Here is a 21,051-nt window from a genome sequence, read left to right on the forward strand (position 1 = left end):
CACGAGCGAGATTCGAAGGTGATTTTACGCAGTGTAACACCCCGCTTGGACCATGCGTACCCGCGCGCTGATCCGCGCTACCGAGGTGCGCGCTGTTCCCGGGTGTAACCCGCCAACCAGCGGATCGCATCGGGCGTGAGGTATGCCGCGGCATCCCCGAAGAGGTTCCGCCGCAGCACGATTCCCAGTGGAGTCGTAAAGTACGAGTGGATCTGTCCGGCGACACTGGCGATCGCCGCCTCCCACGTTTGCCCGGCATCCTCGTGGGCGCGCAACACCAAGAATAATCCTACCGGATCGCCCTCGTGACGGCTCACGAGCTCGGCCATCAGGATTTGTTCTGCGGAGGTACGCAAGCGATCCCAGTGCGTCCGGTCGGTGGAGTGAAAGACGAGCCGCTGCAGACGCTCGATCTCGGCCAGGATTCGTTGCAGGTGATCCTGTGCGGTGATCGCCCGCCGCAATCGCTCAATCTCGTCACTGGTCAGTAGCGCCACAATTCCCTCGCCGACCGGTCCTCCTTCGCCGGCACGGATGCCGGACGAACGCCCACAAAGGCAACTGTTACGGCAGCTCCGGCGCTACCACGCCGCCGGGCAACTGCCGTTCATCCGGCCGTTCGGGCGGCAACTGCACGCCCGGTGGAGCTTCGGTTCCGGGCGGCGGCTGCATACCGGAAGGGACCGCCGGAGCGGCTCCGGCGAGGTCGACATCCTCACCCCGTAACGCCGCCCGCAACGCGTTCTCCAGCACCGCAGCGTCAATCTGGGCGCTGTCGAGTACCCAGTCATGGATGCGTGCCAGCCGATCGCCAAGCTGGGCGTGATACGAGTGAATCGCCTCCACGTCCTGTGCCGTAAGCGTGCGGTCAAGTTGCAGGCGCCAACGGCCGTCCATCAGCGTGAGCCGCGCAGAACCGGGCGTGCGCTCCGGTCCGATCAGGATCATGATGGGAACCGGTTCGACACTCGCATTCTGCGCATCCAGTACGCGATGGTTCGGGGCGGGTTCCAGGCCGCGGGCCACACGGTCCAGACGGGCCGCTTCGACATCGCCCAGCTTCTCGGCCACGCTCCTGCGCAGCGCATCGAGCTGCTCGAGCGTGGCGAACAGCGGATCAGTACCGTCGATCAGTGCCGCGACCTCTTCCGGGTTGAAGATTCGCAGGGCGACGAGGGCCTCACCGTCCAGGATCAGACTGACCATGTCGCGGACTGCGTCGCGCACCTGGGCATCGGCGTCGCCACCGGATGCCGCTGCCGGCCCGGCGCTCCCGCCGCCACCGTCGCCGCCCGCGGCCCCGGGTCCCGCCTGGGCTGGGCGGTACTGTGTGGCATCCGTCAGCAGTACAGCGCGGTTGGAGCGTGCGGCACCCAACGGGGCTCCGGCGGGCACGCCGCCGACGGACTGCGAGTCAATTGCGGGGGGTGTTACAGCATCTCCGCACCCGGACAGGGTCAGTATGCTCACTACCACCAATCCGGAGAACCACTGTCTGCGCATGGCCAAACCCTCTTTGTGCCGTGGGTCGCGTGGGCTGAGTCGCGAACCAGCACGCACCGTAGTCGCGAGGCGAAAGCGCGTCAATGGAGCGTGAGCGGGTGGGGGCGCGGCAGTGGTAGTTAGAAAAAAAGAGCACCCGCACCGAAGTGCGGGCGCTCCTGGGAATTTGCTATCTTCCGTAGAAGCGTGCGAGCTTAGCGGCGGCGGAAGAACATCAGCCCGCCGAGGCCCAGCAGCGCCAGCGAGGCCGGCTCCGGAATGGCCGACGACGTGAACGACGCCGTGTAGCTGAACCCATTCTGGATTGCCACCGGGTTCGCGAAGCTGAACGCGAACTGCTCCTGCGACAGACCCGCCGGGATGCCCGGGCCCGCGAAGGTCACGTTCTGGCCGGCGAACGCCGAGGCGCCGAAGCCGAACGGGCCAAAGAGCGAGCCGGCGTCGAACGTGATCGTCAGGACGACGGCGTTACCGGCGTCCGTAAAAGTGATCACGCCGCCGCTCAGATTCGAGCCGGCGACCGTCAGCGGGGTCATCGTGAATGAAGCATCCACGTACACCGAGCCGGTGATCGGTACCTCGAGAATGAGCTGCTGTGTTTGCACGTTCGCATCCCAGCCACCTGTAAATACGCCATTGACGGCGTCAAGCTGGAACAACGGCGTGCTGCCATTGAGTGCGGGGTCAAAGAACGTTGCAACCGTGTCGGCGTTGGCCGATGCGACGAGGCCAAAGGCCAACGCCGCCGCTGCAAGCTTGCCAAGTACCATGCTCTTCATTCCTGTCCTCCTGAGACTTTCAGGTCGATCGATCCTTTGAATCTTACTGCGCATCACCCCAGCGGTGGTGCTGCTTTCCCGTCCGCGAGTTCTCTCCACTGCCTAATACTAGCCCAATGTCCCCCGAATTGGAAGCGCATGCGAATAAATTTCCTCTGCTGGGGGATTTCCCGCACTGGGTCTATGTGCCAGTCCCATAAGACGTTTCGGCCAGGCCAGTACCGGAATGGTCGAGTCCGGAAACCGGACCAGCGACCCTCCGGAGGGAGTTTTCTTCTACCTGGCCCCTTCCGGCCCGGTTAGCCGGGTAAACGTCATCCGCTCGCGGTCCTTCACTACGCCAGGGAACCGCAGTACGAGGTTGTGCATGACCGCATATACACCTGGCGCCAGCAGCCGGCTCGCCAGCAGGGCCTCGGTGAGGTTCTGAAACGCATCGGTGTCACGGAATTCAAACGGCCGCATCGCCCCTGTGAGCACTACCGGCTTATGAAGGTCTGATAACTCGGTGTGCAGCAGTTCACCGGTTTCCGACAGCGTGTCGGTGCCATGGAGGACGATCACGGCGTCGTCCTGAGGTAAGGCATCCTGGACGGCTGCCAGGATTTGTCGGCGGTCCTCCTGAGTAAGGTCGAGCGAGTCCTTATTCATTACCGGGATGTGCCGCCAGGTGGTATCCGGCAGCCGCAGCCCGCGGATGATGTGCTCGAAACCAGAGCCGATGTTTCGCAGCGAACCGTCGGCCTCGTTATAAACCTTTACGATCGTGCCGCCGGTGGTGAGGATGGCGATTCGCATGGGGACATTGTACCGATTCGGTATCGTCCACGTGGTGCTGGTTGACGTTTGGTCGTGTCGCACTTACTCCGTCTTGCGCAGCTTTTCGCCAACCAGGGCGAGAATCTCGTCCTCCGCCTTTTCCGCCACGGACTCCAGCTCACGGGCGCGGGCGCGCGTCTGCTCCAGCCAATTCGGATCGTCGAGATCCTGCGGTTTCAGGTCCTTGGCGTTGATCTGCACGTTGAGCGAAGCTCCACGGACGGCCGCACGGGCGGCGAGGGCCGCCACGCCCGCGTCGGATGCCGACGCCGGCATGCCCGACGTGGCCATGGCGCGGGCTACTGCCATGCTCGCCACCGACACTTCCATCACCTGCAGCGGGACTTCGATTGCACCGCGCGTCGCCGCGGCAATCGCCCGCTTCCGCGCCCGCTCCTCCTCCGGCGTGGACTTCGGCAGGCCGAATGCCTCCATCAGTCGGTTGAACGCGGCTGTATCGTCGTCGATCAGGCGCAGCAACTCGACGTAGTGCTGCTTGCCGCGTTCGGCCCATGTGCTGAACTCCTCCCAGCGGTCATCCCAGCCGCGCTTATGGCTGGAGAGGTTCGCGACCATCGTGCCGAGGGCGGCCCCGAACGCGCCCAGCGCGGCGCTGATCGACCCGCCGCCCGGAGCCGGTGATTCCGATGCTGTTTCCTCGGTGAAAACGCGCAGTGAGCGGTCGCTGAGCCGTTTCTCGGCACCGCGGGCGAGCGCGTATTCGATGATCTTCTCCTCCGGATTGAAGGGCCGCAGTTCATCCAGGCCCAGCGAACGTACCGCGATCTTGAGCAGTTCACGGTCGGGCACACCGAGCGAGCGGCGTTGCTTGCGGAGGTAGTACCGTCCGGCTTCGAGCAGCGCGCTGAGCGGAACCATGCCGACGATCTCGGAGCCGGTGACGCGCACGCCGCGCTCTTCGGCCTTGCGGCAGCACTCGTCAAACGCGACATGAATCGGCGTAACGCTGATGTTGGTGAGGTTGATGGAGATCTGCGCGATCCCGTACTCCTCGATGAACCAGCCGATGGCCTTCACCGCCTTAAGACTGCCCGCCTGCCAGACCTCCCTGCCGTCTGCGTCTCGGACGACCGGGCCGGTGAGCGGGTCGCCGCTGCGCAGCTTGCGGCCCTTCTCGCGAATGTCGAAGGCAATGGCGTTTGCGCGACGCGTCGAGGTCGTGTTCAGGTTCACGTTGTAGGCGACGAGGAAGTCGCGGGCGCCGACGGCTGTCGCGCCGCTTTGTGCGTTGAACGCGGCCGGGCCAAAGTCGGGCTGCCATTCGGGACGCTTGAGCTTGTCGGCGAGGCCCTCGTATTCACCGGCGCGGACCGTCGCGAGATTGCGGCGCTCGGGGCGCGTGGCGGCGTGCTCGTAGCAGAAGATGGTCAGGCCAAGTTCCTCGCCGAGGCGGCGGGCGAGCATGCGGGCGTACTCGGCTGTTTCCTCCATCGTGATGTCGGCGACGGGCACCAGTGGGCACACATCGCACGCTCCGAAGCGCGGGTGCTCGCCGTGGTGCTGCCGCATGTCGATCAGTTCGCTCGCCTTGCGGACGGTACGCACCGCGGCCTCGACGACGGCTGCGGGTGATCCGACGAAGGTGACGACCGTGCGGTTGGTGGCGTGGCCGGGGTCGACGTCGAGCAGTTTCACGCCCGGCACCGTCTCAACCTGTGCGGTGATCGCCCGGATGATCTCCGGGTTGCGGCCTTCGCTGAAGTTGGGGACGCACTCGACGATGGGAGTGGGCACGGCAAGGGTCTCCTGCTTTCGTGGCGGAGCGCTAACAACCCGCCGACGGTTCCTGAATGTGACGCCGAACCCGGAGGATAACCGGCAGACATCACAGTTCCAGCGCAGCGGATCAAACGTTGTCCCGTGGCGCGCCGCACTTCGGGGTTACGTGCGTGACAGGGGGCGCAGCAGGAGCGGGAAAAGTGAAGTTGAGATTGGTGCCGGATTGAGCGGAAGCCGGGCGTAAGGTGAATGTGTGCGGCCGGCGTGTACGACAAAGCCCGAGGAATACTCCCATGCCATCCAGCGCGCGCCCGACCAGTCGCTGCCGAGCCCGCCCCCAAAAGCCAGATTTCTGTTTTTCGCCCCACGCGTCGCGTTGCCCAGCCCTGGCGTGGACGCCCAGATCAAGTGTGTTGATGCTGCCGCGAGGTGCAGCCGGTGCTGCGAACGGGCAATGGTATACCCGTTCGCAGCAATCGCCTGCCGCCGCACCCATGGTGAAATGGGTGAGAACGGATCAGTTTGCCAAGTCAAAACGATCGAGATTCATCACCTTATTCCACGCCGCCGCGAAGTCCCGGACGAACTTCTGCTGTCCATCGGTACTGGCATAGACCTCCGCGATCGCGCGCAATTGGGAGTGCGAACCGAAAATCAGGTCAACCCGTGTACCCGTCCACTTGACCGCACCGGTGGCACGATCCAGCCCCTCGAAAACGCCCGGTTTCCCCTCCGCCGGTCGCCACTCCGTGCCCATGTCCAGGAGGTTCACGAAGAAGTCGTTGCTGAGGGTCTCTGGGCGCTTGGTGAACACCCCGTGCGGGGAAGCGCCCAAGTTCGCCCCCAGAACCCGCAACCCTCCGACGAGTACCGCCATTTCAGGTGCGGTCAGCGTCAGCAACTGCGCCCGATCCACGAGCAGTTCCTCCGCCGGCCGCCCATGCCCTGCTCTGAGGTAATTGCGGAAACCGTCTGCGGTCGGTTCGAGTACTGCAAAGGAACTCGCGTCGGTCAGCTCCTTCGACGCATCGGTGCGGCCCGGCGAGAACGGAACCCGCACCTCATGCCCGGCGCGCTTCGCCGCCTGTTCGACGGCCGCACAGCCGCCCAGGACGATCAGATCCGCGAGTGAGACCTTCTTGTCGCCGGTCTGCGCACTGTTGAAGTCCTGCTGGATTTTCTCCAACGTGCGGAGCACTTCTGCAAGCTGGGCCGGCTGATTGACTTCCCAATCCTTCTGTGGCGCAAAGCGAATACGGGCTCCGTTGGCACCGCCGCGCTTGTCGGAGCCGCGGAAAGTTGATGCGGATGCCCAGGCGGTCGAAACCAGTTGTGAAACGGACAAGCCGGAGTCAAGAATCCTGCTCTTGAGGACCGCGATCTCTTCGTCCCCGATCAACTTGTGATCGACCTGGGGAACGGGATCCTGCCAGATCATGACCTCTTCCGGAACCTCCGGTCCCAGGTAACGGGAGCGCGGGCCCATGTCGCGGTGGGTCAATTTGAACCATGCGCGGGCGAAGGCATCCGCGAACTCCTCCGGGTTTTCGAGGTAACGTCGTGCAATGCGCTCATAGTTCGGGTCGAACTTCAGCGCCAGATCCGCAGTGGTCATCATCGGCCGGTGCTTCTTGGACGGATCGTGGGCGTCCACCACCATGTTCTCTTCGGCCACGTCCTTGGCCAGCCACTGATGGGCGCCAGCCGGGCTCTTGACGAGTTCCCACTCGTACTTGAACAGCACCTTGAGATAGCCCATGTCCCACGTGGTCGGGTTTGGTTTCCAGGCGCCTTCGATACCACTGGTGATCGTGTCGCCGGCTTTGCCACTGCCATAACTGCTGATCCAGCCAAGGTTCTGCTGCTCGATGGGGGCAGCTTCGGGTTCCGGCCCGACGAGGGCCGCATCCCCGGCGCCGTGACATTTGCCGAAGGTGTGCCCACCGGCGATGAGTGCGACTGTCTCTTCGTCATTCATCGCCATCCGCGCGAAGGTTTCGCGAACATCGCGGGCCGAGAGCAGGGGATCGGGGTTGCCGTTCGGGCCTTCCGGGTTCACGTAGATCAGGCCCATCTGTACGGCCGCAAGGGGATTCTCAAGCTCACGATCCCCGCTGTAACGCTTGTCGCCGAGCCACTCTGTCTCAGGCCCCCAGTACACATCGGTCTGGGGCTCCCAGACGTCTTCGCGCCCACCGGCGAATCCGAGGGTCTTGAAGCCCATTGATTCGAGCGCCACGTTGCCCGTCAGAATCATCAAGTCGGCCCAGGAAATCTGGCGGCCGTACTTCTGCTTGATCGGCCATAGCAACCGGCGCGCCTTGTCGAGGTTGGCATTGTCCGGCCAACTGTTGAGCGGGGCGAAGCGCTGGGTGCCATCGGAGGCGCCGCCGCGGCCGTCGGACACGCGATACGTTCCCGCGCTGTGCCAGGCCATGCGAATGAACAGCGGCCCGTAATGCCCGTAGTCGGCCGGCCACCAATCCTGGGAATCCGTCATCAACTCGCGGAGATCCCGCTTCAGGGCCGCGAGATCGAGCTTCTTGAACTCCTCGGCGTAATTGAATTCCGCGCCCATCGGATTGCTGAGTGCCGAATTCTGATGCAGCATCTGGAGGTCCAACTGATTCGGCCACCAGTCCTGTAGCGACATGGTCCGCGCGGCGGTGTATCGACCGGCTTCGGAATGTGCACCCGTCACGGGGCACTTGCCGCCGTTCTCGGCCTGTTTCTCGGGTGTGGATTGAGCCATCGCGATACCTCCATGGAAAGTCGCCCACACACCGAGTGCCATGGCAAGCTTCCTGAGAGGTGTGGTTCTTCGGGCTTGCCGTATCTGGGTTCGACATACGCTTCCCATCTGCGGTGGGGAATGGACTGGGACTGTTTCATCTGTCATGTGGATTCTCCTCGTGTTCAAGCGGACGGCTTGTATCTGAGCTTCGCAGCTCGTTCGGTCACTTCGCTCCATCATCCGCGCCGGGCCTCGCGCTGAGACAACCCGGGCAGACGCCCCAATAGATCACTTCTGCCTCATCGATCCGGAAACCTGCGCGGACTTCGTCGTTCAGATGCAGGGCGCCACTAATGGCGCAGTCGACGTCGACCGTTTTCCCGCAGGTGCGGCAGATCATGTGGTGGTGATGATCCCCGACCCGATCTTCGTAGCGGGCCGGCGAACCGGCCGGTTGGATGCGCCGGATGAGGCCCTTCTCAACCAGGAGGCCGAGCGTGTCGTAAACCGCCTGGCGCGAGATGGCTCCGATATTGGCACGCACATCCTCGGCGATGGCGTCTGCCGTGCCGTGGGGGCGACCCGCAACCGCTCTCAGCACGGCCAGGCGCTGGGCTGTAACTTGGATGCCGCGTTCGCGGAGTAAGATGGCTGGATCGCTCGGCATGTCCGTTTCTTAGATCAAATGTTAGAACGTGTCAAGAGCTGGTCAAGGTCCACGGCACGAATGATCGGTACTCCCAGGTCGCCTTGTGGCCGGTGGTGTGGCATGGGCACACCTCTCGCGCGTCGCGTCTCCCCTCGTGTGGGCGAAACGGCTTCGCGCGCGTCGTGTCACCCTCCCTTGGGCGACTGTGTAAAACCGCTCGTCGGTGTCCCACTGCTCTTCGGGCAGGGTGTCCACAGACTTGGGTGAGCTGCCCCACTCCCTATCCGTAAACCCCCCTCCCTCCCAGGGAGGGGCCGGGGGAGGGTGCCGTGAGCCACTTGCCCTGTGAGCAGTGCACTGGGTCCCTGCACGACCCTTGCAGTACGTTACCGGCGTGACCAGCGCGATTCAAAAAACCCGCATCGCCCGGAACGAGTCGGGGCATGCACTCCCTCACATACCCATGTTTCCGCCAATTGCCGCATCTGTCGCGTTCTGTCGCGCGACCGGACACGGCGCTGGATCATCGACGCGCTGGAGATGGTTCGGCGGGAGCTCGATCCGGCGCTGTGGTCCTATGTCAACATCCCCGAGCACTTGCACCTGCTGCCGTGCCCGCGCCGGGCGCAGTACGAGATGCGCCGGATTACTGTTGGCCCTCAAGCGGCCCGTCGCGACCGCGGCCAAGGCGTTCTTGACTTGGCGCTGCCAGTGCGATGGGCTGATTCACCTGACGGCGGATAACCCGCCGCGGACGGTGTTCCGCTTCTGGCAGCACGGCGGCGTTTGCGATCACAACATCTTCTGCGAGCAGACCATCCCGTCCGTGGTAGAATACGTCCTCGCGAACCCGGTTCGACATGGGCTTGAAGAGCAACCGTCGGACTGCGAGGGGTCCAGCGCACGGTTCTGGGAAGGCAGATCGCACGTACCGCTCGCCGTGGCCCCCCTATATCTGAATGCCCGCCCGGCGTCGGAAGAATCTACTCACAGAGCAGTGGTACACTTGTACGTATGGGGACAGTGGAGCACGAACAGAGCCACCTCCATCCCGGCTGGTCGGTGAGCGAAGGATGGCAACCTGTGCGCGTAGAACGGCAGCCAGCGGAGCGCCGACGGTCAGGTTGCCCGTGAAGAGCTTGACGCCATCCCTGCATCTGAAGCTGTTTCTCATTGTGGCGGGCATCGTCGGCCTGATCCTCGTGCCGTATTTCCTCTGGCACGAGCCGCTGGATGCGTACTTCGAGTCGTCTGAGTTCGCGGCGCGAGTCGCCTCCGCACGGCCCTACGCATGGGCGATCGCGATTTTCTTGCTGGTGGGTGATCTGTTTCTGCCGATTCCGGCCCCGCCGGTGATTGCGACCGTGGGGCTCGTCTACGGCATGTTCTGGGGTGGTTTGATCGGGACGGTGGGGTTGATGCTGGCGGGACTGGTGGCGTATGGCTTGGCGCGACTGGCCGGGCGTCGAGCCGCGAGGTTGCTGGCCAGTGACGAGGAGATTGCCGACCTGCAGACGTTCTTCAACACGTGGGGGGTCGGTGGGATTATCGCCTCACGTGCCATGCCTGTGGCTCCCGAGGTCCTGACCTTCATGGCGGGCCTCGCGCGGATGCGCCTGGGACGATTCTTGGCGGCGCTTGCGATGGGGTCGATTCCGATGGGCTTCCTGCTGGCGTGGGCCGGACACGCGGCGGGCACATCCTCGAGACTGCTGCTGGTATTGACGCTGGTGCCGGCCGGCCTTTGGTGTGTTTACCTGGTGTGGGTCCCGCGACTGCGTTCGCGACGTCGGGCGCGGGCAGGGCGACCGGGGAGCCGGTAGAACGCCAAGCGTGCGGGTATGTGACTAGCAGGGGCGTCCGGCTGGGCGGTGCTCGCAATGCGGTGCGGTGCTGGTCTCGCGGGATACTGCGCGCAGCTCAGAGCCGAAAAAAGATGCTGGCGGCTCGACCACCCGCTTCGAGACCGCCTGGGCCTACGAGGCCGACCGCGACCTCGTGAACGCCGTCACGAACACGTGGTACGATGGCGGCGGCTCGAACCCGGTGACCGTCTCCAAGCACGAATACGGCTTCAACGCCCGCGCCCAGCGCACGCACCACCAGCGCAGCGGCGACGGGGTTTCCCCTTCCTTCTACGAGGCCTACGGGTATAATGACCGCGGGGAACTGACGAGTGCGGAGTACCACGCGGCCGTGTACCCGGCGACGAACCACGTGAGCGCGAGCGACCACGGCTTCGACTACGACCCGATCGGGAATCGCCGCCAGGCGACGCAGGCCTTGGCGGGCTTCTCGCCGGAATACTACTGCACCAATGCGCTCAACCAGATCCTCACGATCGACGACGCCGATACCTGCCCACCGGGAAGCCCGAACCGGTCGTTCACCTACGACGCCGACGGGAACATGACCGCGGACGGCGATTTGGCGCTGGTGTACGACGGCGAGAACCGGCTGATCGAGGTCGCGCCGGCCAGTCCCGGCAACGGCGACAAGAAGGCGGTGTTCGTCTACGACTACCGCAACCGGCGCGTCCAGAAGTCGGTCTATGAGCACAACGGCTCGGCGTGGGGCGGGTCGCCGGTCGCGCGGACGCGGTACGTGTGGGACGGCTGGCTGCTGATCGCCGAGCTCGACGGGCTGGCGAGCAATGCCCCCCTGCGGACGTTCTGGTGGGGCCTCGACCTCGCGGGCCAGCGCGGCGGCCGGCCGGGCGATGCGGCCGGTGGGATCGGCGGCCTGCTGGCCGTCGACGATGCCACCGTCGGCGGCACCGCCGAGTACGTGTACGCCTTCGACGCCCACGGCAACGTCACGGACGTGGTCGACCTCGCGCCGACCACCTGGGGTAGCGGCGTGCGTCAGGCGCGATACGACTACACGCCGTACGGACAGGTTCGCACCCACAGCGGGGCATACGCGCTGACGAACAAGTTCCGATTCAGCACCAAGGCCTGGGATGACGAGAGTGGCCTGGGCTACTGGGGTGAACGGTACTACCACCCCGGGTACGGACGGTGGGTGAACCGGGATCCGATTGAGGAGGCCGGAGGCGCCACCCTTTATGGTTTCGTTGGCAACTCACCGTATCGGGTCATTGATCCATATGGCTTGAAAGGCATTGACTGTCCCCCGGGCCAGAAGCCATGCCCCATAGAGGGCAAAGAGCCATCGGTCAATGGCTGTGGAGCGAAGTACTCTCAGTATGTAGTTCCCAATAACCCAACGGGCGGAGCCGACTTCACCGAATCGTGTAACTCCCACGACCGCTGCTATGCAGATTGCGGAATGACGCAGGCCGAATGCGACGAGGAATTCCGTACCGACATGCGGGCTGCATGCCACCTCAAATATGGGTGGCTAAGCTACGATCCAATGCCGTATGATCGGTATATTCAACTCAAGCGGTGCCTGGCTATTGCTGAAACGTATGCCAGAGCGGTGCGAGACCACGGTGACAACGCACACACAGAAACACAGAAAGAGCACTGCACCTGCTGTCCGGAGGACGAGCCCGAGGACGAGGAGGAGGACGACTGCCCGGCACCCCAGACATCGCCGCCGACCAAGCCGCGCGTCCCGCCTGATGAGGCGAAACCACAGCCACAGCCGCTGCCTGCGAAGCCAGCGCCTCAACCCAAGCGACGCGGCTACGGGCCCGTCTGGCGTTGGCATTGGGATCCGTTCAACCCAGGATATCAGATGTGAGAAGCTGTCAATATAAAGGGCACGTGTTGTTGCTCGCTGCTGTGGGCGGCGTACTATGCCTTGCTGCAGGGTGTGGACAATCGGTCCAAGCTGTGCCGGGCCAATCGTTCACGAATGCGGCCGGGATGGAGATGATCCGGCTTTCCACCGGCTACTACGTCTCGCGCTACGAGACCACGCAGGAGCAATACGAACTCGTAATGGGCTCGAACCCCATGCCGCGGCCGTGCTCACGCTGCCCGGTCGCCAATGTCACCGGCGACGAGGCGCTCGAATTCTGCGCGCGGCTGACGGAGTTCGAGCGCGGGCGGGGCACCTTGCCGGAGGGGTACGTTTATGGGCTGCCGACCTACGCCCAATACTTGCAGTACGTCGCGGATGCTCCGCTGGAGGGGTCGGTGACACCCGCGGGCGGGCGCGGCGGTACGCATTTGGACACGGCCCTGCCGGTGGGCAGCGGGGAGGTTAACCGCCTGGGGATTTACGACCTGCGCGGCAATGTGTCGGAGTACCTGAGCGAACGCTACAACACGGGGTCGCTGACGCTGGTTGGGGCCGACTGGAACACGCACCGCAGCGACTTCCTTACGGTGCGCAATCGGGCGGGGTTCATGGACAAGGACAGAAAGGGGTGGAACGCCGGTTTCCGCTGCGTGCTGGTGCCGGAATAGGTGCCGGCGGCTCGACGATGCGCTTCGAGACCGTCTGGGCCTACGAAGCCGACCGCGACCTCGTGAACGCCGTCACGAACACGTGGTACGACAGCGGCGGGGCCAACCCTGTGACCGTCTCCAAGCACGAGTACGGCTTCAACGCCCGCGCGCCCAGCGTACGCACCACCAGCGCAGCGGCGACGGGTATTCCCCTTCGTTCTACGAGGCCTACGGGTATAATGACCGCGGGGAGCTGACGAGTGCGGAGTACCACGCGGCCGTGTACCCGGCGACCAACCACGTGAGCGCGAACGACCACGGCTTCGCCTACGACCCGATCGGGAATCGCCGCCAGGCGACCCAGCCGCTGGCGGGCTTCTCGCCGGAATACTACTGCACCAATGCGCTCAACCAGATCCTCACGATCAACGACGCCGATACCTGCCCACCGGGAAGCCCGAACAAGTCGCTGGGCTACGACGCCGACGGCTCAGCGACTCTCATATCACCTAGAACGGTTCTTGGGGAGCAGGTCCGGGCTGATAGCAACTTCTGAGCGACAAAGCCCCGCGGACGCAGGTAGTCGCACGTGCGCAAGTGTTGACATATCAGGGGATTGGGCGTTACAGGACTCGAACCGTTTACACACGTCAAGGCTAATACGTCAATTCCTGATGGGCGCGCTGCAAAAAGCGGTGCACTCGGTGATTCCGGGTTACTGCTAGTAGTACAGGCATGGCCCAGACTCCCGGCAGCGGTACGGGCCGGTATCGTGGCGCTGGTGGGCGCTGCGGAGGTGAAAGACCTTGAGGGCTAGATTTCAAACGTCTATGAGCGCCGACGTAACCGAAACCCCGCGCCACGATAGCGCCGACCTAGGTTTCGTCGGCGCACACGCTCCCGCAGAGGGGGGTTTCGTCGGCGCCCCCGATGTTCTTCCACTGCTCGCCGGGCGGGTCGCTGGCCGTGCGCGCACGGGTGGGGGTGGTTCACGGGTCCTTCCTTTTGGTTGGGCGGAAACACCCCACTCGGAGCACCAACCGATGGTAACACACTTTCTTTACAGCAAGGAATACCTAGAGATGAATGAAATTTCTGTGACAGCCCTCCGGATGGGCACCGCGGCGGTGCTTGAGCGCGTTGAACGCGGGGAGACCATCACCATCACCAGGGACGGTGCGCCGGTAGCGGCCCTACTGCCCGCGGATGCGGCGGTCTGGTGCGAAGCGCTGCAAGCGCGCTTCCGGGATAGGGTGCCACCGTTCACGCAAAGCGCCTTGGATGCGTGGATTGCATCCGTCATGGACCGCGCCGACCTGACGGAACTGCTGGCGCCCGGGGCGAGTGTGGCGGCGGTGGACTCGCCCCCCGAAGTGTCACTTTGATCTTTCGGGGCATTCTGCGGATTGACCGCCCGGGGCAGTTGGGCGGGGCGGCGCAACCTGACGCCGAACCAGGCGGCGCTGCTGCGTGGGCGGCGCTACAACCGGCTGAAGGAACAGCATGGTGGGGATCGGCGTTCAAGTCCTCAAAATGAGGACTTGAAGGAAAAGACCGTAGCTCGGCTCGCACGGGTTTTCCTGCCCGTCTAGGATATGTAATTCAGGGCGGCACCTTGACCCCCTGCCCGACCAACCGGTAGGGTGGCAGCCCTCATGAATCTTGCGTCACAATCCAAACCCGACTCCATGCGCGCGAAAAGCGCGACCAGGCACGGCGCCGCTCGCCGGGGACCAGCCGTAAGGCCCCGCCGCTTCGCAAGAGCGGATGAGCCGACGGGCGGCGCCATGCCTGCATGTGGAGGAAACCCACGATGTTACTGCTGGATGAATTTTCTGGTCTGCCCCCGGTTCCCGCGGGTTACGGCCGACGCGCTCGTCATGCTGACTGGCTCCGTGACGTTGTTCTGCGCGTGCTCGCCACCGCATCCGCCCATGGCTGGCGACTGAGGCAGCCCAACCAGGCGCTCCGGCCGTTGATGAAGAACGGCTCAACCTACCTGATCTTCAAGCGAGGGGCTGGCAACCGGCGGGAACGTGTGTTCGTGCGTTTGTCTGACCATGGGCGGGAACTTTCGACTGGTAGGTGTGAGCTATTTGCGCTCACACACGAGCGCGGGGTGGCCCCCGGTGGGGCTGCTGCTGGCCAGACTCCGGCAACCAGAGCGGTAGACGGTCGGGGTGCCCCGGGTTGAGCACGCCCGGGGCACCCGGGGCAGGGGTGCTGACATTTCGTGTAGCAAGCGGTCGGGTGGCACAGGTTGCGGGAGATATTCTGCTTGACTCGCCCAAAATATCGCGTACGATTCTGTATGCACTGGTGGCGCACAGAAGGAGATACAGATATGACGAGAAAACAGCATGCCAATTTCCGGCTAGATGAGGAAATCATGGAGGGCTTCAAAGAGGCGGCCGTGAAAGCGGGACGAACAGTTTCCGAGGTGCTTCGCGATTCAGTGCTCCCGCCTGAGTGGGCGCAGGCGCTGGCAAAGTTTGTTCAGTACACCGCGCCAGCCGCTCGGGACGTGCCGACAAACGCAGCTGCTACTGAGTGCATGGCGGTGGCGCTCAAGTGGGTGATGACCGCGAACGAGCCGCGTCTAGGTGCTCGCGATGTCGAGCACTTGACACCCGATGAAACTGCGTTGCTGTTTACGCGATGGGTGACCTGTCAGCAGATTGCTGCCCGCGAGGCGCTGGCCAAGAGCGCCGGGAAGGTGCTCGCTGGCGAGTTGCTGGACTACCCGTGGGTGCTCCGGCGCCCGGAAGGGCAGAACATGTGGCAGGTTGAGCGCACCGAGCCGGTGCCGGGCGCCTTCGAGACGTGGGCGGCTGCGAACGAGTTTGATGTTGGCAAAATGAACCAACTTCAACTGGCGGCGGTGAAGCGCGCGTATGAGAATCATCGCGACGAACTCGGTGCGCAGTATGACTTCGGCGCGGGGGACTGACCATGAAGAATCTGCAACTTATTACTACCGCCCCCGTCGATGTTGAGGCCCGCGCCGGTGATCCAAAGAAGCTGCCCAAGGTGGCGGCACTGGTCTACGGCGGCGGCGCGCTGCGCGTGCCGGGCTGGTACTCCCCTGTTGTCATTGACCTTGCCGGGCTCAAGGCCCGCGATCCGCTCACCATCCTGCTAGATCATGACGGATCGAAACCGGTGGGGCAGGGGCGGGCGGTGATCGGGGACAAGAGCGTTGAAGTAGCTGCGACCCTCACCGCCCGCGACGATGAAAATGTTCAGAAGGTGTTGAATCACGCCGCGGGCGGGTTTCAGTGGTCCGCTTCGGTGGGCGTGCGCGTTGACCGATCCGAATTCGTGGCGGCTGGTGCATCCGTGATTGTGAACGGTCGCGCGCAAAGGGGACCGCTCACGGTGGCGCGGTCCGGCGTTCTACAGGAAGTCTCGTTGGTCGCAATCGGCGCGGATGATGAAGCCGCGGCAACGATTGCGGCGAGCTATGCACAGGAGGTGCAACACATGCAAGAGACTACTACCGAAGTTGATGCGGCCTTGGTGGTCGAGCGCGAGCGGGTCGCGCACATCGAGGCGATCTGCAAAGGCGTCCAGGGGTGCGACGAAATCCGCGCGGCGGCGCTGGCTGGCGAGATTGACGAGCGCGAGCTTTCGCGCCGACTGCTGGCCCACGTTCGGGCGGCACGCCCGAACGTGAGTGGCACTACCACAACGCGCGGGCACAGTCCGGCGCAGAAGGGCGACGTTCTGGCTGCGGCCCTGCTGAAGTACTGCGGCCGTGCCGACGTCGGCGAGCGGGCGTACGGTGCTGCCACGATGGAAGCTGCCGACGATCTCCGGGTTGGTTCGCTGCACGATCTTGCGGCGGCGGCGCTGACGCTGGAGCATCAGACCGTTCCCCGCGGCCGCGGCGAGATGTTGAAGGCGGCTTTCTCGACGTTGAGCATGCCGGTTGCCCTGGGCAACGCGGCGCACAAGTTGGCGCTTGCGGCCTACCAGGCGGCCCCTTCTGCGTGGCGGCGCTGCTGCAGGGTGGTGCCCGTCACCAACTACAAGGACAACTCGTTCATCCGCCTCAACGTCGCTGGCGACTTCGACGTGCTGCCCCCCGGCGGCGAACTGAAGCACGCGCAGGCGGGCGAGCAGCCGTTCTCGGTGAAAGCTGAGTTACTCGGCAAGGTCTTGGTGATTGACGAGCAAATCATCAAGAACGACGACGCCGGGGTGCTGGCGGATGCGGCGACGGCCGTTGGTCGCGCTGGCGCCCGGGCGGTGGCGGATGCTTTCATTCGTACCGTGCTCAGTGGTGTGGGCTCACACTTCACATCGGGAAATGGCAATTATGACAGTGGCACCGATACGCCGCTCTCGATCGACTCATTCGGGGCGGCGGTGGCGCTGCTGCGGGGCATGACCGACGCCGACGGGCGGCCGATCGACGTCGAACCCCGAACGCTACTGGTACCGCCCGCGCTGGAGGCGATCGGGCGGCGCATCTTAACTTCCGTCGAAGTCAACAATTTCGCTGACGAGACCAGCGCGACGGCCCCGGTGGGCAATGCGTGGTACAAGTCGGCCGAGCTCGCTGTTGACCCGCGACTGAGCAACGAGACCTTCACGGGTGCGAGCGCCAAGCACTGGCTGCTGTTCGGCCCGACCGACGCCAGCCCGGTGCTGATGGCCTTCGTCGATGGCGCCGAGGAGCCCCAGGTTGAAATTGTCGATCTGCCCATCGACCAACTCGGCATCGGGCTTCGCGGGACCATCCGCTTCGGCTGCGCCTTGGCCGACCCCGCGGCGGCCGTCTACATGAAGGGCGAAAACTGATTGTTCTCCCTGCCCCCAGGTGGCGCTGGGTGTGACCACGAGCATACTCGGCGCCACCGACCTTAGTACTTCCCGGTCGCGCGGGAAATCAAGCATCACACCGGGCTCGGTGTGGTGCGCCCACGCTACCCGCGCGGCCGGGGCTTGAATCTGGAAGCTGCTGGCACGGTGCCGGTGGCGCTCCTGGTGTGCTACGGAAGGAATGTGGCACGCGATCAGATTCCCGGGCAGGTTGTCCGGGTGCTTCGCACGAAGGAGGAAGCTGATGACGGCCCTGAGAAATGCAGACGCCCGGCAGGCAACCGGGCGTTCGCGAAAGGCAAAAGATGGTAAGAAACAAGTATACGACTGGTGCTGTTACTGTCAAGTCTGAATCCCCCGATTCGCCCGGCCCGCTGCTGGTTGATACCCGTGGTGCTGCTAAGTTGCTGAGCGTATCGGCCCGCACTGTTGCGGACTGGCGCGCCCGGCATGGGCTGCCCTACATCAAAATCGGCCAGCTCGTGCGTTTTGACCCCGCTGCACTTAGCGCGTGGGTTCAGCAGCGCGGACAGGGGGTGCAACATGTTAGTTGATACATTGCTCGCCCTTCTGGGTGGTGCCAAGTCCGCAACCGCGATCCGCGCCGATGGACGGCCGGGGAGGATCATTCTGCCCGACGACGAGAAGGCGCGGCGCGAGCTAGTCGCACTGCATGTTGCAGGTAGACCCGCCATGCTGCAATTTGTAGCGTCGGGTGACAAAGTGTGGAAAGAGCGCGTCCCGGCCGTCGCGCTCGGCGCATACTGCCCGGACGCCGATGGCCGGGCGCGGTGGATTGCCGTCGATGTTGACGCGGCCGATGGCCATGGGGAAGGTGGCCTACTGGACCCGCGTCACGCTGCTCGGTGTCTGGCCGAGCAGGCCGAGTACGCCGGGCTGGGGGGCGGCCTACTGACGGCCACTAGCAGAGGAGGGAAGGGTAGGCATGTATGGCTACTGCTGCCTGACCCAACACCGTTGGCCGATGCTGTCGTTGGCCTGGCTGCCATCGCGGCCGCGGCGATGCGGGTATCACACCAAGATGCTGCCGACGGCCCATTCCCGCACGCTTTCTCCACCGCGAAAGGGGTCGCCGAGCTCGGCCAGCCCGGGGCGGTGGAGTTGTTCCCGCGCTCCGTAGAGCGACCGGCATACGGCTGGCCGCTCACACTGCCCGGGGCCGGGGTCTACGCCGAGCGGGGCGGCGGCCTGCTGGTTGACGTTCTAGATGGTGAACCCAATGTCACGCTTCGGGCTGTGCCCCGTGCCGACGCCTACTACTGGCACAAGTGGGTCTTTGAGGCCCGCGCCCGGACCCCGCGAGCGCGCCCGCGGTCGAGAAAGAAGTTTGACTGGCTCAATAGCGCACCATATCTGCCACGGGACCGACGGGGGCCGTTAGCTTTCCTGGACGGTCGCGGGCGTGCTTTCCTGGAGGGTCGCACTACTGAGGGTGCCCGTAACGCCGCGTGCTTTTCAACGGCCTGCACGCTGCTCGGACATGGCATGCCGGAGGGCGCAGTGTACCAGCTTGTGCTCGGCGGCGGCCGCGCCTGCGGCATGTCCATGTCGGAGGTCAAGGTGTCGTTTGCATCGGCCGTGCGAGCGGTCGCGCGCCGGAAGGGGGTGCGCGCATGACTAGAACATCCGACATTGCAAACGCAATGCTGCTCGCATCGGCAGAAAATGACCCCCCGCTGACCCCGGCAATTGCTTGGCAACCCTTCCCTGCTGAGGCACTACCGGAGCCGATGCAGACCTTCGTGCACGCGGTCGCTGACGCAACCGGTACGGACCCTGCGTTTTCTGCCTTGGCCGCGCTGACGACGGCCGCGGGATGCATTGGCAATCGGGCGGCCGGACTTGTTCATTCTAGTTGGGTTGAACCCGCGATTGTGTGGGCGGCGCTGGTGGGCCGGTCCGGAACCACAAAAAGCCCCGTTCTGAAAATCTGCACCCGTCCCCTGGTGGAAATCTTCAAGGCAAACCGAAAGACGTATGCCGACGAAATCGAGCGGCATGAGGTAGAAACTGAGCGGTACGCCGTACAGCTCGCCACCTGGAAATCAAAACAGAAGAACGAGACGACCGACCCGCCGGTCCGGCCCCCGGAACCGCGCGAAAAAAGGGTGCTGGTGTCCGACGTCACGATTGAAAAGTTGGCGGCGCTGCTCAACGACAACCCCCTTGGCCTGCTCGTTGTTCGTGACGAGCTCGCCGGGTGGGTGAAATCGTTCGATCAATACCGTGGCGGCAAGGGGGCCGATGCTGAGGGCTGGCTGTCCTTCTACGATGCGGCGCCACACTCGGTTGACCGCAAGGGAGGAGGCAGTACCTTCGTGGAGCGCGGCGCCGTCTCCATCTGCGGCACCATCCAGCCCGGCACCTTGCGCCGGGTGTTTGGCGCTGCTGAACGTGAAGCGGGGCTGCTCGCGCGCGTGCTGCTCTGCTGGCCCCCTGAGAAGCCGTCTTTGTATCGTGATGCGGGCGTACCCGATGCCGTCATGGCCGCGTGGAAGACGCTGTTACAGACCCTGCTCAATTTGCCTCCGGGCGTTGATGAAGACGGCGACCCCCGGCCGCGCTGCCTGCCCATCGACGAGTGGGCGAAAATGGCCTGGGTGTCGTGGCACGATGCCCACGAACGCATGATTGCCGATGAATCCGATGACGACATTCGTGCACACATGGCCAAGTTGCAGGGGATGTCCGTTCGGCTCGCCCTCATCTTTGAGTGCATCACCGTAGCAGCCGGTGGGCAGGCCGCACGGAGCATCGGCCGTGACTCCATCGACCGTGCAATCAAAATTGTGGACTGGTTCGCCCGCGAAACGCGCAGGGTCTATGGGCTGCTCAACGAGGGTGACGAGGAGCGGGAACAGCGTCACCTTGCAAGCTGGATCGAGGCCCGCGGCGGGTCGGTCACAGCCCGTGATTTAGCGCGTGGACTAAGGCGGTTCGGCGGCGATGCTGAGGCGGCAAGGGAGGCCCTGGAACAGTTGGAAGCGGCCGGATTTGGGCGGTTCAAGTACGCGCCGATCGGACCCGCCGGAGGGCGTCCAGCCGAGCGGTTTCAGCTTGAAGCGGCTCAGGGCGCCGACGAAACCTAGGTCGGCGCTATCGTGGCGCGGGGTTTCGGTTACGTCGGCGCGCAGTATGTGATGAAAATCGGATTTCCGAGCAGGGAGCGGGAAGGGCCGGAATATCATTGCGGACTAGCAAGGGGGGCGATAGGATGGTGCCATGGTCTACGAGGACCTTAAAGAGCTTATCAAAACTTGCGGAATCGCAAGGTATCGTATTGCGCAAGATACAGGCGTACCTGAAAGCTGCCTGTCTCGTTTCGTAAACGGGATTTCCGCACTCAAGATTGAGCATGCGGAGCGGGTCGCGAACTACCTGGGCTACAAGATCATGTTGCGACGGAAGCGCGGGCGGCGGAGAGGAGGTCCGTAGCTATGGCGAGCATCAGTAACCATGGTGGCCTGAAAGCGGTGCAATTCATCGGCCCGGTAGACGGGAAGCGCCGAACGATCAGGTTGGGGCGTGTGCATCGCCGGGAAGCCCTCAGCGTCAAGTTGCACGTTGAACGGCTGCTCGCATCAAAGCGGACCGGACATACACCCGAGCAAGGTA

The 21,051-nt window shown here is 64.1% G+C and carries 20 protein-coding genes; 13 read left to right on the plus strand and 7 right to left on the minus strand.

Annotated features, from left to right (window positions below):
• Positions 1-77: 77 nt before the first annotated feature.
• The 7 genes from IPM18_17920 to IPM18_17950 all read right to left on the minus strand — a co-directional run bounded on the left by IPM18_17920 (position 78) and on the right by IPM18_17950 (position 8,242).
• Positions 78-497, minus strand: coding sequence for a hypothetical protein (locus IPM18_17920; GenBank protein MBK9121461.1), 420 nt, complete (start codon positions 495-497; stop codon positions 78-80).
• Positions 498-564: 67 nt separating this feature from the next.
• On the minus strand, positions 565-1,503 hold the full coding sequence (locus IPM18_17925) for a hypothetical protein (protein MBK9121462.1): 939 nt from the start codon (positions 1,501-1,503) through the stop codon (positions 565-567).
• A 194-nt stretch (positions 1,504-1,697) separates the two neighbouring features.
• On the minus strand, positions 1,698-2,282 hold the full coding sequence (locus IPM18_17930; protein MBK9121463.1) for a PEP-CTERM sorting domain-containing protein: 585 nt from the start codon (positions 2,280-2,282) through the stop codon (positions 1,698-1,700).
• Positions 2,283-2,558: 276 nt separating this feature from the next.
• Positions 2,559-3,080 (minus strand): asparaginase, encoded by a 522-nt coding sequence (locus tag IPM18_17935; GenBank protein ID MBK9121464.1) that lies wholly within the window; start codon positions 3,078-3,080, stop codon positions 2,559-2,561.
• A 63-nt stretch (positions 3,081-3,143) separates the two neighbouring features.
• Positions 3,144-4,856: a glutamate formimidoyltransferase gene (gene ftcD / locus IPM18_17940; protein MBK9121465.1), complete on the minus strand. Its 1,713-nt coding sequence runs from the start codon at positions 4,854-4,856 to the stop codon at positions 3,144-3,146.
• A gap of 502 nt (positions 4,857-5,358) precedes the next feature.
• Complete coding sequence (gene katG, locus IPM18_17945; GenBank protein ID MBK9121466.1) at positions 5,359-7,593, minus strand: catalase/peroxidase HPI; 2,235 nt, start codon at positions 7,591-7,593, stop codon at positions 5,359-5,361.
• A gap of 205 nt (positions 7,594-7,798) precedes the next feature.
• Positions 7,799-8,242 (minus strand): transcriptional repressor, encoded by a 444-nt coding sequence (locus IPM18_17950; protein MBK9121467.1) that lies wholly within the window; start codon positions 8,240-8,242, stop codon positions 7,799-7,801.
• A 1,112-nt stretch (positions 8,243-9,354) separates the two neighbouring features.
• On the opposite strand from IPM18_17950, the gene IPM18_17955 reads away from it, so the two are divergent.
• The 13 genes from IPM18_17955 to IPM18_18015 all read left to right on the plus strand — a co-directional run bounded on the left by IPM18_17955 (position 9,355) and on the right by IPM18_18015 (position 20,871).
• Positions 9,355-10,047 carry a TVP38/TMEM64 family protein gene (locus tag IPM18_17955; GenBank protein MBK9121468.1) on the plus strand — a complete coding sequence of 231 codons (693 nt, stop codon included), beginning with the start codon at positions 9,355-9,357 and terminating at the stop codon, positions 10,045-10,047.
• A gap of 67 nt (positions 10,048-10,114) precedes the next feature.
• Positions 10,115-11,935, plus strand: coding sequence for a hypothetical protein (locus tag IPM18_17960; GenBank protein ID MBK9121469.1), 1,821 nt, complete (start codon positions 10,115-10,117; stop codon positions 11,933-11,935).
• Positions 11,936-12,066: 131 nt separating this feature from the next.
• A complete protein-coding gene (locus IPM18_17965) occupies positions 12,067-12,606 on the plus strand; it encodes an SUMF1/EgtB/PvdO family nonheme iron enzyme (GenBank protein MBK9121470.1) in 540 nt (179 codons plus the stop codon).
• 17 nt (positions 12,607-12,623) lie between these two features.
• Complete coding sequence (locus tag IPM18_17970; protein MBK9121471.1) at positions 12,624-12,845, plus strand: hypothetical protein; 222 nt, start codon at positions 12,624-12,626, stop codon at positions 12,843-12,845.
• Positions 12,846-12,868: 23 nt separating this feature from the next.
• A complete protein-coding gene (locus IPM18_17975; GenBank protein MBK9121472.1) occupies positions 12,869-13,144 on the plus strand; it encodes a hypothetical protein in 276 nt (91 codons plus the stop codon).
• A gap of 526 nt (positions 13,145-13,670) precedes the next feature.
• Entirely contained in the window at positions 13,671-13,973 is a 303-nt protein-coding gene (locus tag IPM18_17980) for a type II toxin-antitoxin system prevent-host-death family antitoxin (protein MBK9121473.1), read from the plus strand.
• 21 nt (positions 13,974-13,994) lie between these two features.
• The gene (locus IPM18_17985; protein ID MBK9121474.1) at positions 13,995-14,180 is read left to right on the plus strand and encodes a hypothetical protein; all 186 of its coding nucleotides are present in this window, start codon (positions 13,995-13,997) and stop codon (positions 14,178-14,180) included.
• A 719-nt stretch (positions 14,181-14,899) separates the two neighbouring features.
• Complete coding sequence (locus tag IPM18_17990) at positions 14,900-15,538, plus strand: hypothetical protein (protein MBK9121475.1); 639 nt, start codon at positions 14,900-14,902, stop codon at positions 15,536-15,538.
• A gap of 2 nt (positions 15,539-15,540) precedes the next feature.
• Positions 15,541-17,394 carry a Mu-like prophage major head subunit gpT family protein gene (locus IPM18_17995; GenBank protein MBK9121476.1) on the plus strand — a complete coding sequence of 618 codons (1,854 nt, stop codon included), beginning with the start codon at positions 15,541-15,543 and terminating at the stop codon, positions 17,392-17,394.
• A 326-nt stretch (positions 17,395-17,720) separates the two neighbouring features.
• Positions 17,721-17,969 (plus strand): helix-turn-helix domain-containing protein, encoded by a 249-nt coding sequence (locus tag IPM18_18000; GenBank protein ID MBK9121477.1) that lies wholly within the window; start codon positions 17,721-17,723, stop codon positions 17,967-17,969.
• Positions 17,959-19,053, plus strand: a complete 1,095-nt coding sequence (locus tag IPM18_18005; protein MBK9121478.1) for a hypothetical protein — start codon at positions 17,959-17,961, stop codon at positions 19,051-19,053. The genes IPM18_18000 and IPM18_18005 overlap by 11 nt, the downstream gene beginning before the upstream one ends.
• Positions 19,050-20,525 carry a DUF3987 domain-containing protein gene (locus IPM18_18010; GenBank protein ID MBK9121479.1) on the plus strand — a complete coding sequence of 492 codons (1,476 nt, stop codon included), beginning with the start codon at positions 19,050-19,052 and terminating at the stop codon, positions 20,523-20,525. Before IPM18_18005 ends, IPM18_18010 begins: the two co-directional genes overlap by 4 nt.
• Before the next feature lie 133 nt (positions 20,526-20,658).
• Positions 20,659-20,871 carry a helix-turn-helix transcriptional regulator gene (locus tag IPM18_18015; protein MBK9121480.1) on the plus strand — a complete coding sequence of 71 codons (213 nt, stop codon included), beginning with the start codon at positions 20,659-20,661 and terminating at the stop codon, positions 20,869-20,871.
• The last annotated feature ends 180 nt before the right edge of the window (positions 20,872-21,051 follow it).

Source organism: Phycisphaerales bacterium (assembly GCA_016716475.1).
In the GTDB taxonomy this organism is placed as follows: Bacteria; Planctomycetota; Phycisphaerae; order UBA1845; family Fen-1342; genus JADJWG01.